Source organism: Streptomyces sp. NPDC048254 (assembly GCF_043201895.1).
Lineage (GTDB): Bacteria > Actinomycetota > Actinomycetes > Streptomycetales > Streptomycetaceae > Streptomyces.
Map to the genome: position 1 here is coordinate 515,850 of NZ_JBICZJ010000005.1, position 11,931 is coordinate 527,780.

The 11,931-nt window shown below is 71.7% G+C and carries 9 protein-coding genes; 2 read left to right on the forward strand and 7 right to left on the reverse strand.

Annotation, left to right across the window (positions count from 1 at the left end; all coding sequences use genetic code 11):
• Window positions 1–25 precede the first annotated feature (25 nt).
• Both pyk and ACGFZQ_RS17700 read right to left on the reverse strand, forming a co-directional pair.
• Window positions 26–1,462, reverse strand: coding sequence for a pyruvate kinase (gene pyk / locus ACGFZQ_RS17695; protein ID WP_393841136.1), 1,437 nt, complete (start codon window positions 1,460–1,462; stop codon window positions 26–28).
• Between the two features lie 187 nt (window positions 1,463–1,649).
• Complete coding sequence (locus ACGFZQ_RS17700) at window positions 1,650–2,351, reverse strand: SIMPL domain-containing protein (RefSeq protein ID WP_393841137.1); 702 nt, start codon at window positions 2,349–2,351, stop codon at window positions 1,650–1,652.
• A gap of 150 nt (window positions 2,352–2,501) precedes the next feature.
• On the opposite strand from ACGFZQ_RS17700, the gene ACGFZQ_RS17705 reads away from it, so the two are divergent.
• Complete coding sequence (locus ACGFZQ_RS17705) at window positions 2,502–4,316, forward strand: bifunctional metallophosphatase/5'-nucleotidase (protein WP_393841138.1); 1,815 nt, start codon at window positions 2,502–2,504, stop codon at window positions 4,314–4,316.
• Between the two features lie 38 nt (window positions 4,317–4,354).
• Here ACGFZQ_RS17705 and ACGFZQ_RS17710 read toward each other — a convergent pair whose 3' ends face one another.
• The gene (locus ACGFZQ_RS17710; protein WP_393841139.1) at window positions 4,355–5,770 is read right to left on the reverse strand and encodes a lysine N(6)-hydroxylase/L-ornithine N(5)-oxygenase family protein; all 1,416 of its coding nucleotides are present in this window, start codon (window positions 5,768–5,770) and stop codon (window positions 4,355–4,357) included.
• A complete protein-coding gene (locus ACGFZQ_RS17715; RefSeq protein ID WP_393841140.1) occupies window positions 5,767–7,125 on the reverse strand; it encodes a pyridoxal phosphate-dependent decarboxylase family protein in 1,359 nt (452 codons plus the stop codon). Before ACGFZQ_RS17715 ends, ACGFZQ_RS17710 begins: the two co-directional genes overlap by 4 nt.
• 218 nt (window positions 7,126–7,343) lie before the next feature.
• Here ACGFZQ_RS17715 and ACGFZQ_RS17720 point away from each other — a divergent pair, with 218 nt between their 5' ends.
• A complete protein-coding gene (locus ACGFZQ_RS17720; protein ID WP_393841141.1) occupies window positions 7,344–7,892 on the forward strand; it encodes a GNAT family N-acetyltransferase in 549 nt (182 codons plus the stop codon).
• Between the two features lie 17 nt (window positions 7,893–7,909).
• On the opposite strand, the gene ACGFZQ_RS17725 is transcribed toward ACGFZQ_RS17720, so the two are convergent.
• The 3 genes from ACGFZQ_RS17725 to ACGFZQ_RS17735 form a co-directional block, all read right to left on the reverse strand.
• Entirely contained in the window at window positions 7,910–8,743 is an 834-nt protein-coding gene (locus ACGFZQ_RS17725; protein ID WP_393841142.1) for an NAD(P)H-binding protein, read from the reverse strand.
• A 113-nt stretch (window positions 8,744–8,856) separates the two neighbouring features.
• Window positions 8,857–11,340: an aminopeptidase N gene (gene pepN, locus ACGFZQ_RS17730; RefSeq protein WP_393841143.1), complete on the reverse strand. Its 2,484-nt coding sequence runs from the start codon at window positions 11,338–11,340 to the stop codon at window positions 8,857–8,859.
• Between the two features lie 210 nt (window positions 11,341–11,550).
• On the reverse strand, window positions 11,551–11,901 hold the full coding sequence (locus ACGFZQ_RS17735; protein WP_351732669.1) for a chorismate mutase: 351 nt from the start codon (window positions 11,899–11,901) through the stop codon (window positions 11,551–11,553).
• Window positions 11,902–11,931 lie beyond the last annotated feature (30 nt).

An 11,931-nucleotide genomic window follows, 5' to 3' on the forward strand; every position in this document is an offset into this window, starting at 1 on the left:
CGCCGGCCAGAGGGGCCCGCGCCCGTCACTTCGGGCTGTCGTCCTCGCCGATGTGGTGTACGCGCACCATGTTCGTCGAGCCGGACACCCCCGGAGGCGACCCCGCCGTGATCACCACGACGTCGCCCTTCTCGCAGCGGCCGTACTTCAGCAGCAGTTCGTCCACCTGGTCGACCATCTTGTCCGTGGAGTCGACGTGCGGGCCGAGGAAGGTCTCGACGCCCCAGGTCAGGTTGAGCTGGGAGCGGGTGGCCGGTTCCGGGGTGAAGGCGAGCAGCGGGATCGGCGAGCGGTAGCGGGAGAGCCGGCGGACGGTGTCTCCCGACTCGGTGAAGGCGACCAGGAACTTCGCGTTCAGGAAGTCGCCCATTTCGGCGGCGGCCCGGGCGACCGCGCCGCCCTGGGTGCGGGGCTTGTTGCTCTCGGTCAGCGGTGGCAGCCCCTTGGCGAGGATGTCCTCCTCGGCCGCCTCGACGATCTTCGCCATGGTGCGGACGGTCTCGATGGGGTATTTGCCGACGCTGGTCTCGCCGGAGAGCATCACCGCGTCCGTGCCGTCGATCACCGCGTTGGCGACGTCGGAGGCCTCGGCGCGGGTGGGCCGGGAGTTGTCGATCATGGAGTCGAGCATCTGGGTGGCGACGATGACCGGCTTGGCGTTGCGCTTGGCGAGCTTGACGGCGCGTTTCTGGACGATCGGTACCTGTTCCAGCGGCATCTCGACGCCGAGGTCGCCGCGGGCGACCATGATGCCGTCGAAGGCGGCCACGATGGAGTCGATGTTCTCGACGGCCTGGGGCTTCTCGACCTTGGCGATCACGGGGAGGCGGCGGCCTTCCTCGGCCATGATGCGGTGGACGTCCTCGACGTCGCTGCCGCTGCGTACGAAGGAGAGGGCGATGATGTCGAAGCCGGTGCGCAGTGCCCATCGCAGGTCGGCCTCGTCCTTGTCGGAGAGGGCTGGGACGGAGACGGCGACGCCGGGGAGGTTGAGGCCCTTGTGGTCGGAGATCATGCCGCCCTCGACGACCGTGGTGTGCACCCGGGGGCCGTCGACGTGGGTGACCTCCAGGCAGACCTTGCCGTCGTCGACGAGGACGCGCTCACCGGGGGTGACATCGTCGGCGAGGCCGGCGTATGTCGTCCCGCACTGCCGGCGGTCGCCCTCGGCGCCCTCTTCCACCGTGATGACGAAGGTGTCGCCGCGTTCGAGGAGTACCGGGCCCTCGGTGAAGCTGCCGAGGCGAATCTTCGGGCCTTGAAGGTCGGCGAGCATCCCGACGCTGCGACCGGTCTCGTCGGAGGCCTTGCGGACACGCTGGTAGCGCTCCTCGTGCTCGGCGTAGCTGCCGTGGCTGAGGTTGAATCGGGCGACGTCCATTCCGGCTTCGACCAGGGCCTTGATCTGGTCGTACGAGTCGGTGGCGGGCCCCAGAGTACAAACGATCTTTGCTCGGCGCATGCTTCGAGCCTAGGCCTTACCGGCGGGTAGAGAATTGGCCGTACATGACGACCCAACAACCTTTGCGTGAAGGCCTATTGACAAGTGTTGAATTGTGCGGTGGCCCGCTCCGATGAGCATCTCGCATATGTTGAATGCGGGGAGCCCGGCGCTCGTCCATTCGAAATAGCGAACATTCGCTTCGGAGTCACAGCTCCGGCGGCGCCATCGTGAATCGCGCGCTGACCTGAGCGGTGACGCGCAGTTGCGGAGGTTCGAGATCGAGGGGTTCGGCGGGCGCGGCGATTTCGGCGGCGGCCGCCATCCGGCGGACCGCGCCGCCGAAGGCCGGCCGGCGCGGCTGAGGGCCGTCGATGCCCGTGTCGGCAAGCTCGACCAGGGCGGCCAGGGAGGTGCCGAGGGCGCTCGCGTACTCCCGGGCGCGCTGCACCGCCTCGGCGACCGCCTGCCGCCGGGCCTCGCCGTGCACGGGTGAGTCGGGGCGCAGCGACCACCAGGGGCCGTCGACCTGGGTCAGCTCCAAGTCGGCGAGGCGGGTGGCGAGTTCGCCGAGGGCGGTGAAGTCGGCGAGCTCGGCGGTGAGCTGGACCCGGCCCTGGTAGTTGCGGACCCGTTCGCCGCGGCCGCGCTCGGTGAATTCGGGGGCGATGGAGAAGGCGCCGGTCGACAGGCGGGCCACCGCCTCGCCGTAGGACTTGATCAGGTCGAGGGCGGCGGTGTTGCGGCGGGTGAGGTCGTCGAGGGTGGAGCGGCGGTCGCGGCCGCGGGCGCTCACGGTGACGGCGATCCGGGCCAGCTCGGGTTCGACCTCCAGCTCGGCCTCGCCGCGCACGACGAGAAGGGGGGCGTCGGGCGTGCCGGCCGGCCGGTGTTCCTCGGGTGAGGTCATACGCCCCACTCTGTCATGTCATCCCCGCTTGTGTGTCGCGCAGTTCACCGTTCAGGTCACCGGATCGAAACCTCCGGGACCTGTTGCCGTGGGCCATGCCCAGGACAGAATCTACGCGCGTCGTTGACCATTTCCCGAGGAGATCGAGACATGCCCTTGAATCGCCGGAAGTTCCTGAAGAAGTCCGCCGCCACCGGGGCGGGGGTGGCGATCGCCGGAGCGGCGGCGGCTCCGGCGCAGGCCGCCCCGGCCGCCCAGGCATCCCCGAAGCCGGCCAAGCACCCCAAGCGGTACTCCCTGACCGTCATGGGCACCACCGACCTGCACGGAAACGTCTTCAACTGGGACTACTTCAAGGACGCGGAGTACACGGACGCCAAGGGCAACGCGCTGGGCCTGGCGCGCATCTCGACCCTGGTGAACCAGGTGCGCGAGGAGAAGGGCCGTCGCAACACCCTGCTGCTGGACGCCGGTGACACCATTCAGGGCACGCCGCTGACGTACTACTACGCCAAGGTCGACCCGATCACCGCCAAGGGCGGCCCGGTGCACCCGATGGCGCAGGCCATGAACGCGATCGGGTACGACGCGGCGGCGCTCGGCAACCACGAGTTCAACTACGGCATCGAGACCCTGCGCAGGTTCGAGGACCAGCTGCGCTTCCCGCTGCTCGGCGCGAACGCGGTCGACGCGAAGACCCTCAGGCCCGCCTTCCCGGCGTACTTCATGAAGAAGTTCCATGTCCCGGGCGCCCCGCCGGTCAAGGTCGCCGTGCTCGGTCTGACCAACCCGGGCATCGCGATCTGGGACAAGGCCTACGTCCAGGGCAAGCTGGCGTTCCCGGGTCTTGAGGAGCAGGCCGCCAAGTGGGTGCCCAAGCTGAAGGCGATGGGCGCGGACGTGGTCGTGGTCTCGGCCCACTCCGGTACCTCGGGCACCTCGTCGTACGGCGACCAGGTGCCGTACGTCGAGAACGCCGCCGCGAACGTGGCCAGGCAGGTGCCGGGCATCGACGCCATCCTGGTCGGCCACGCGCATGTGGAGATCCCGGAGCTGAAGGTCACCAACGAGGCCACCGGGAAGACCGTCGTGCTCTCCGAGCCGCTGTGCTACGCCGAGCGCCTCACCCTCTTCGACATCGAGCTGGTGTTCGCCAAGGGCGGGTGGGAGGTGGAGTCGGTCGCCGCCTCGCTGCGCAACTCCAACACCGTCGCCGACGACCCGAAGATCACCCGGCTGCTGAAGGACGAGCACGCGAAGGTCGTCGAGTACGTCAACCAGGTCGTCGGCACCGCGACCGCGACCCTCACCACGGTCGAGGCGCGCTACAAGGACGCCCCGATCATCGACCTGATCACCAAGGTCCAGGAGGACGTGGTCAAGGCGGCCCTGGCGAGCACCGAGTACGCCGCGCTCCCGGTGCTCGCGCAGGCCTCGCCGTTCTCCCGGACCTCCCAGATCCCGGCCGGCGAGGTCACCATCCGGGACCTGTCGAGCCTGTACGTGTACGACAACACGCTGGTCGCCAAGTTGATGACGGGTGCTCAGGTCCGCGCGTACCTGGAGTATTCCGCGCAGTACTTCGTGCAGACGGCCGCCGGCGATGTCGTCGACGTGGACAAGCTGACCAACGCGAACAACCGGCCGGACTACAACTACGACTATGTCTCGGGCCTCGGGTACGAGATCGACATCGCCCAGGCGGCCGGGTCCCGGATCAGGAACCTGACCTACAACGGTGCCGCCCTGGACGACGCCCAGCAGTTCGTGCTGGCGGTGAACAACTACCGCGCCAACGGCGGTGGCGCGTTCCCGTACGTGGCGTCGGCGAAGGAGCTGTGGTCGGAGTCGACGGAGATCCGCACCCGGATCGCGGAGTGGGTGACCGCCAAGGGCGTCCTGGACCCGAAGGACTTCGCGTCGGCGGACTGGAAGCTGACCCGCGACGGCACGCCGGTGTTCTGACCGGAATCGACGGGCGCCGGCGGACCGGCGCCCGTCACTCACTCGGCCAGGGGGGTGAGCTGCCTCGGCCCGTTCTGCGTGGGAACCCTCTCTTCCGACCGCTCCAGGCCGAAGCTGGTGAAGGCCGTGCGGGCGGGCAGCGGGTAAGGCTCCTTGCCGGTCAGGGAGTTGAGGATGGTGGCGCTGCGCCAGGCGGCGAGGCCCAGGTCGGGCGCGCCGACGCCGTGGGTGTGGAGCTCGGCGTTCTGCACATACGCCGATCCCGTCACCGACGAGTCGAGGACGAGCCGGAACCGCTCGTCCACGCGCGGGCGTTCGCTGTTGTCCCGGCGCAGGTAGGGGTCGAGTCCGGCGAGCAGCCGGCCCAGGGGGCGCTCGCGGTAGCCGGTGGCCAGCACCACGGCGTCGGTGGCGAGCCGGGAGCGGCTGCCCTGCTGGATGTGTTCCAGGTGGAGTTCGACCTTGGTGGTGGCGATGCGTCCGGCCGTACGGACCTGGACCCCGGGCGTGAGGACGGCGTCCGGCCAGCCGCCGTGCAGGGTGCGGCGGTAGAGCTCCTCGTGGATGGCGGCGATGGTGGCGGCGTCGATGCCGCGGTGCAGCCGCCACTGGGAGGCGACCAGCCGGTCCCGGACGGGCTCGGCGAGAGCGTGGAAGTAGCGGGTGTGGTCGGGTGTGAAGTGCTCCAGGCCGAGCTTGGAGTACTCCATGGGCGTGAAGGCCTCGCTGCGGCCGATCCAGTGCAGCTTCTCGCGGCCCGCCGGGCGGTGCCGCAGCAGGTCGAGGAAGACCTCGGCTCCGGACTGTCCGGAGCCGACGACGGTGACGTGCTCGGCGGCGAGGAAGGTCTCGCGGTGCTCGAGGTAGTCGGCCGCGTGCACGACGGGCACGCCCGGTGCCTCCACCAGGGGCTTGAGCGGGTCGGGTACATGAGGGACCGTGCCGACCCCGAGCACGACGTTCTTCGTGTACGTACGGCCCAGGGACTCGGCCTCTCCCTCGGCGTCGAGCTGGGTGAAGTCGACCTCGAACAGGTCCCGTTCGGAGTTCCAGCGGACGGCGTCCACCTGATGCGAGAAACGCAGGCCCGGCAGGCTCTCGGCGACCCAGCGGCAGTACGCGTCGTACTCGGCGCGCCGGATGTGGAAGCGCTCGGCGAAGTAGAACGGGAAGAGCCGGTCGCGGGACTTGAGGTAGTTGAGGAACGACCAGGGGCTGGCGGGGTCGGCGAGGGTGACCAGGTCGGCGAGGAACGGGACCTGGATGGTGGCGCCGTCGATCAGCAGCCCGGGGTGCCAGTCGAAGCCGGGGCGCTGCTCGTAGAAGACGGCGTCCAGTTCGGCGAGCGGGTGGGCGAGGGCGGCCAGGGAGAGGTTGAACGGTCCGACGCCGATGCCGACCAGGTCGCGGGGTGCTTCCGGCTCCTGGTGTGGGGGGTTGGGCAGCGAGCTCATTGGGGCGTCGTTCCTTCCACGAGTTTGAGGAGGACGGCCAGTTCGTCCGGCCGGGTGTGGGGGTTGAGGAGGGTGGCCTTGAGCCAGAGCCGGCCGTCGAGCCGGGCCCGGCCGAGGACGGCCCGGCCGTCGTGCAGCAGCCTGCGCCGTATGCCGGCGATGTCGTCGTCGGTGGCTCCGGCGGGGCGGAACAGCACCGTGCTGATGTTCGGCCGGTCGTAGAGTTCGAAACCGGGGTGCTCCCGGACCAGGGCCGCGAACTCCCGGGCCCGTGCGCACACCTGGTCGATCAGCGCGCCGAGTCCGGAGCGGCCCAGGGTCCTGAGGGTGACCGCGATCTTGAGGATGTCGGGGCGCCGGGTGGTGCGCAGGGAGCGGCCGAGCAGGTCGGGGTAGCCGGCCTCGGTGTCGTCGTCGGCGTTGAGGTAGTCGGCGCGGTGGTGGAGTACGCCGAGCTCGGCCGGGCGGGCGATGGCGAGGAGGCCGGCGGCGACCGGCTGCCAGCCGAGTTTGTGCAGGTCGAGGGTGACGGTGTGGGCGCGCTCCAGGCCGGCGAGTTTGTCCCGGTGCCGGTCGCTGAAGGCGAGCGCGCCTCCGTAGGCGGCGTCGATGTGCAGCCGGGCGCCGTGGGCCGCGCACAGGCCCGCGATCTCGGGGAGCGGGTCGATGAGGCCGGCGTCGGTGGTACCGGCGGTCGCGGCCACGACGAACGGTTTCGGCAGGTGGGTGAGGGCGGCGTGCAGGGCGGCCGGGTCGAGGGTGCCGTTCGGCGCCGGGACCACGACCGGGTCGGGCAGGCCCAGCAGCCAGGCGGCCCGGGGCAGCGAGTGGTGGGCGTTGGCGCCGCAGACCAGCCGGACACCGCCGCCGAGGGCCTCGCGGGCGAGGAGCAGGGCGAGCTGGTTGGACTCGGTGCCGCCGCTGGTGACCACGGCGTCGGAGAGGCCGATGGCATGGGCGAGGGCGCGGGTGACCATGGCTTCCAGGGCGGAGGCCGCCGGGGCCTGGTCCCAGGAGTCCAGCGAGGGGTTGAGGACGCTCGCGGCGAGGTCGGCGGCGGTGGCGACGGCGAGCGGCGGGCCGTGCAGATGGCCCGCGCACAGCGGGTCGGCGGGGTCGGCCGCGCCCGCCGCGAGGGCGGTCACCAAGGTGCGCAGGGCGTCGGGGTCGCCGTCGTCCGGGAGTACGTCCCCGACGGCGTCCGCGACCCGCTCGGCCACCGCCTCCGGGCCGCCTGCCGGCAGCGGTCCGCCGCGGGCCCGGCCGCCGTCGCGCAGCGCGTCGAGCACGGTGTCGAGCAGGGGCCGCAGGGTGTCGGGGCCCTGGGGTCCGGATGCGAGAGGCGGCGTACTCATGGGTCTCCTCGGGGCGCCGGCCGAAAGGGGTTGTCCGCGGGGGGAGTTCCAGCTTGTACGGGATGGGGTCTGCGCGCCCCCAAAGCTCAACGATCGGAACCCGAAAGTGGGTACTGCCGTGCGGGGAAAACGTGTCGGGGGTGGTGTGCCCGGAGTGCGTCGGAGCAGGCGGTGACAGGGCGTTGAGGCCGGGGTTGACCGGGGTTAACGTCGGTCGGGTGGTTGACGCGTGGATGATCGACGTGCCCGGTGAGCGGGTGCTGGTGCGGGAGCCGCTGCCCTCGGACGAGGTGCCGCTGCTCGATCTGTTCGAGGCGTGCGAGGACTGGTTCGTGGCGGCGACGGGACTGCCGTCCGGGCCGGGCGACGTGCAGAGCCTGTTCTACGGGCTGCCCGAGGGCGCCGACCCGGACGACAAGGTGCTGCTCGTGCTGGAGCGGGACGGGGTCGTCTCGGGCCTGGTGGACGCGGTACGGAACCATCCGGTGCCCGGCGCGGTCGCGGTGGGCCTGTTCCTGCTGGCGCCCTGGGTGCGGGGCCGGGGCCTCGGGCGGGCGCTGGCCGAGTCGCTGCTCGCGCATGCCGAGGGGGTCTCCCTGGTGACGGCGAGCGTGCCGCCGGGCTGGCGGTCCGGGGAGTGCTTCCTGGAGCGCCTGGGCTTCACGCTGGGCACGGAGGCGCCCAGGGCGGCCGAGGTGGGCAACCGGCGCGCGGGACCCCGGGAAGGAGGCGTGCGCCGGGCGGAGCTACGTCTGGCGGCGGGCTGAGGGCCCGGGGCAGGCCTTCAGAGCTGGAAGTCGGTCGTGTGGTCCTCGGCCCACTGCTCGAAGGTGCGGGCCGGGCTGCCGGTGATCTCCTCGACCGCGGTGGTGATCTCGGGGGCGACGCCGACGGTGTCCGCGAAGGTCTTCAGGAGGCCCCTGACCAGCTCCGGCGGTGTCTGCGGGAAGAGCAGCGGGCCCGCCTCCTCCGGCCCCACCTCGACGAAGGCCAGGTCCCGGCCGACGGCCCGCCCGATCGCGGCGATCTGGTCGGTGTTGGTGGTGGCGGCGGGGCCGGTGAGGCGGTGGACGGCGCCCTCGTGGCCGTCGTCGAGGAGAGCGCGTTCCGCGACGGCGGCGATGTCGTCCTCGTGGATGGGTGCCGTGAGCATGTCGGCGAAGACACCGCGGACGGTGTGGCCGGCCCGGATCTGGGGCGCCCACTGGAGGGCGTTGGTGGCGAACGCGTTGGGGCGCAGGAACGTCCAGGCGAGGCCGCTGTCGCGGATCTGCCGCTCGGCGGTGGCGTGCATGGCGTGGATCGGGTGGGTCTCGTCGGCGCCCTCCCGGATGATCCCGGAGGAGAGCAGGACGACCTGCCGCACCCCGGCCGTACGGGCCGCGTCCAGCAGCTCGGGCATCCGGCCGCCGGCGCCCTGGACGTACAGGAAGACCTTGTCCGCGCCCTCGAACAGGGCGGCCTGGTCGTCCGGCCGGAACTTCACCACCTCGGCCTTCTCGGGCAGGTCGGCCGTCTCCGGGGCGCGGGTGAGCGCCCGCACGGCCTGTCCGTCGGCGACGAGGCGTGCGACGAGGGCACGGCCGACGTTGCCGGTGGCGCCGGTGACTACGATCACGGGTTTCTCCCTGGGTCTGTGGTGCTTCTTCGGCACCGAGCCTAGGAGCGGCGGCGGGCCCCCGCATCGTCATCGGGGACCAGCCGCACTCGTGTCGCCCTACGTCGGCGGCCCTACGCCTCGCGGACCCGCAACGCCCTTTCCAGGTCGTCGAGTTCGTCGGTCAGGCGGCGGCGCAGGGCCGTGACCGGGTCGGCGTCGCGCAGACAGGCCCGGCCCAGGGCGAGGTTCTCGGCGTCGACGGCGTGCGCGGGGAAGGCCTCGCGGCCGGCGACGGCGGCGATGGCGGGGCCGCGCCGGGCGGCGACGGCGGCCGCGTCCTGGTAGTAGCGCGGCACGTACTCCCGGACCAGGTCGGCCTGTTCGGGGTGCCAGAAGCCCTGGGCGGTGGCGGTGAACAGGTAGTTGGACAGGTCGTCGCCCGTGAACATCGCCTCCCAGGCCCTGCGCTTGGCCTCGGGGTCGGGCAGCGCGGCCCGGCAGCGGGCGGCGCCCTCCTGGCCGCTGGCGCTGGGGTCGCGGGCCAGCTCGGCGGCGATCTGCGCCTCGTCGGTGGCGCCGAGGACGGCGAGCCGGCTCAGGATGCGCCAGCGCAGCTCGGGGTCGAGTTCGGGCCCGCCCGGCACGGTGCCCTCGGCGAGCCAGGCGGCGATGGCGTCGGGGTGGGCGGCCGCGCGGATGAAGTGCCGTACGGCGATCAGGCGCAGGCCGGGGTTGTCGCCGTCCTCGGTGCGCCGGATGAAGTCGCGGCACAGGGCGGAGACGGTGGCGAGGGCGGCCGGGCGGTCCTCCGGCCTGAGGTACCGGTCGACGACGTGGACCGAGGTGAAGGCCAGCACGCCCTGGACGAGGGCGAGGTCGGTCTCGCGCGGGAGGTGGGCCCGGGCGGTCTCCAGGTAGTCGGCGGGCGGGAGCTCGCCGTCGCGGACCGCGTCCCGCAGGGCGTTCCACACCACCGCGCGGGTGAGCGGGTCGGGCAGGCCGGACAGGCCGGCGCGGACGGTCCTGGCGGACTCGGTGTCGAAGCGGACTTTGGCGTAGGTCAGGTCGCCGTCGTTGAGCAGGAGCAGCGCGGGGCGTTTGCCGAGCTCCTGTGGGGCGCTCTGCGGGATGTCGAGGTCGATGCGCTCGCGCAGGGTGAGCCGGCCCTCGTCGGCGAGGTCCCGGTCGTAGACGCCGGCGCAGACGCGGTGCGGGCGGCTGCCGGTGCGCTCGACGGTGAGGGTGCGGGTGCCGTCGGGGGTGGTGGCGAGGACCGGGGCGAGGGTGTCGACGCCGGTGGTGCGCAGCCAGGCGTCGGCCCAGGCGTGCACGTCGCGTTCGGTGGCGGCGGCGAGGGAGTCGATGAAGTCGGCGAGGGTGGCGTTGCCGAACCGGTGCCGCCGGAAGTGGATGTTGATGCCGGCGAGGAAGTCCTTCTCGCCCATCCAGGCGACCAGTTGACGCAGCGCGGAGGCGCCCTTGGCGTAGGAGATGCCGTCGAAGTTGAGCAGGGCGGCGGCGGTGTCGTCGACGGCCTCGGGGGCGACCGGGTGGGTGGAGGGGCGCTGGTCGGCGTCGTATCCCCAGGCTTTGCGGGACACCCCGAAGTCGACCCAGGTGTCCGTGAAGCGGGTGGCCTCGGTGAGGGTCTGGTAGCCCATGTACTCGGCGAACGACTCGTTCAGCCAGATGTCGTCCCACCACCTGAGGGTGACGAGGTCGCCGAACCACATGTGGGCCATCTCGTGGGCGATGACCATCGCGCGGGTCTGCCGCTCGGTGTCGGTGACGGCGGAGCGGTAGACGAACTCGTCGCGGAAGGTGACCAGGCCCGGGTTCTCCATGGCGCCGGCGTTGAACTCGGGGACGAACGCCTGGTCGTAGGAGTCGAAGGGGTAGGGCTCCTCGAACTTCTCGTGGTAGCGGTCGTAGCACGCGCGCGTGATGTCGAGGATCTCCTCGGCGTCGGCGTCGAGGTGCGGTGCGAGGGAGCGGCGGCAGTGGATGCCGAAGGGCAGGCCGCGGTGCTCGGTGCGCACCGAGTGCCAGGGGCCGGCGGCGACGGCGACCAGGTAGGTGGCGATCAGCGGGGTGGCGGCGGCCCGCCAGCGGCCCTCGCCGAGGTGCTCGGTGACCCCGTTGGCGAGCACGGTCCAGTCCTCGGGGACCTTGACGGACAGCTCGAAGACGGCCTTCAGGTCGGGCTGGTCGAAGGCGGCGAAGACGCGCTGTACGTCGTCCAGGAAGAGCTGCGTGTAGACGTACGTCTCGTCGTCGCTGGGGTCGGTGAAGCGGTGCATGCCCTCGCCGGTGCGGGAGTAGCGCATCGTGGCGTCGACGCGCAGCTCGTGCTCTCCGGCGGTGAGGTTCTTCAGGGGCAGCCGGTCCTGGTCCAGCGCCCCGGGGTCGAGGGGCTGTCCGTCGAGGCTGACGGCGCGCAGTTCGACGGGCTTCATCTCGACGAAGGTGTCGCCGTCGGACCGGGCCGTGAACCTGATCACTGTTCGGGAGTCGAAGGTCTCGTCCCCGGTGGTCAGGTCGAGGTCGATCGTGTAGCGGTGGACGTCGAGGAGCTCGGCGCGGCTCTGCGCTTCGTCGCGAGTCAGTACGGACATGCGGGCCATGCTGCCCGATGACACCGACAACGCACAGGGGCGGGGGCGGTACGCGGCTTATGTCCGCTCCCTGGCCGTGCGGCGGGACGGGACGGCGCTGGTGGGCGCGGTGCGGCCGGCGGCCGGCCCGGCCGCCGGACACCTGTTCGAGCGCCTCGTCACGGCCGGTGGCCCGGCGGGGCCGGGCGCTCTTCGGGGCGTACGGCCGGGTCAGTGCGCGTCCGCCGGCCGGCCGCCGACGGTGTCCTCGGCGATGGACTCGTGGTGTCTGATCACCTCGGCGATGATGAAGGTCAGGAACTTCTCGGCGAAGGCCGGGTCGAGCTTGGCGTTCTCGGCGAGGGCGCGCAGCCGGGCGATCTGGCGGGCCTCGCGGGCCGGGTCGGCCGGGGGCAGCCGGTGGACCGCCTTGAGGCGGCCGACCTGCTGGGTGGCCTTGAAGCGTTCGGCGAGCATGTGGACGACGGCCGCGTCGATGTTGTCGATGCTGTCGCGCAGCCGGCCGAGCTCGGCGCGGACGGCGGGGTCGACGTCACCGGTACCGGTGTTGCTGGTGGTCATGGGCGTCAACCCTAAGGGGACGACCGCGTG